Genomic DNA, 1256 nt, shown 5'->3' with positions numbered 1-1256 from the left:
GGGCTGGACAGCCATGTCGTGCTGGATGGCGGCCTGCCCATCGCCGTGGGCCTGATCGGGGACAGGGGCCACCTGAACGCGGCTGGCAGCATCACCCCCGACCGGCATGGCGGCAATACGGTTGTTTTTGATGCGCTCAGGCTTCAGGGCGCGACGCTGGATCTGGGCGCCACCCCGACCCGGCTGGTCACGGGCGCGCCGCTACAGCTTGATGCTGCGGCCCATCTTGCCCTGTCGGACCTGCATGTACTGGCCCCCACGCTGCACGGACACATGCAGGCGGACCTGCGGGCCGTGGGGCCGGTTGATGACCTGATGGCCAGCGTGAAGACGCAGGCCAGTATCGCCGCGAGCAATACGGCGGCGGGCGATGTGCAGGCCAGCCTGCGCATGGAGCACCTGCCACAGGTGAAGCAGGGCGTACTGGAGGTTTCCGGCACGGTGGACCGCGACCCCATGGCGGTTTCCGCCCGTCTGGAAAGTGACGGCGCGAACAGCCGCCACCTGCTTGTGGACCATCTGAGCTGGAAAAGCCTGATGGGCAAGGCGGACATGACCCTGCCCGCGGGCCATGTCGTGCCGTCGGGCATGCTGGACCTGCATATGGCGCGGCTGGCGGACCTGCGTGACCTGACGGGGCAGGATGTAAGCGGGCATCTCTCAGCCGTGCTGCACAGCACGAGCGCGACCGCCACGGCCCCCGCCATGCTGGATGTGAATGTGGAGAGCGCAGTGAACGCCGCCATGGCGCAGGTCGGGCGGCTGGTGCTCAGGGGCAGGGTGCTCGACCCCGCTGGCGTGCCCGTGAGCGATCTGGACCTGCTGGTGGACAATGCCCGCTTCCGGGACATGGACGGGCATGGGCATGTCGTGGTGAAGGGACCGGTCTCCGCCCTGAATGTCACGGCGCAGGTCGGGGGGGATACGCCATGGACCGGCAACGCCACGCTTGATACCGGGCTGCTGGCCAATGTTCCCGCCCGTTCGGTCACCGTGCAGCGGCTTGTGGCGCTGGCGCGGGGCGAACAGGTCCGGCTCGACACGCCCGCCAGCATCACTTACGGCAAGGAAACCGGCATCAGCCACCTGCGCCTGAGCGTTGTCCCGCCGCCGCATGGCCAGTCCGGCGCTATCGAGGCGGATGGCCGGATCAGCCCGCTGCTGGACCTGCATGCGACGATAACCCGGCTTTCCCCCGATCTGCTCGCGCCCTTCATGCCCGGACTGCACGCGCAGGGCACGCTCTCGGCCGAGGC

General features: G+C 68.6%; 1 pseudogene. It reads left to right on the top strand.

Annotated elements, in window-relative coordinates:
• A pseudogene (locus tag JCM25156_RS25715) lies at positions 1 to 1256 on the top strand (translocation/assembly module TamB domain-containing protein); the annotation flags it as partial.

It is taken from the genome of Komagataeibacter kakiaceti JCM 25156, from assembly GCF_000613305.1.
The sequence above is the reverse complement of the archived record's forward strand: the minus strand, read 5'-3'. Positions and strand labels throughout refer to the sequence as shown.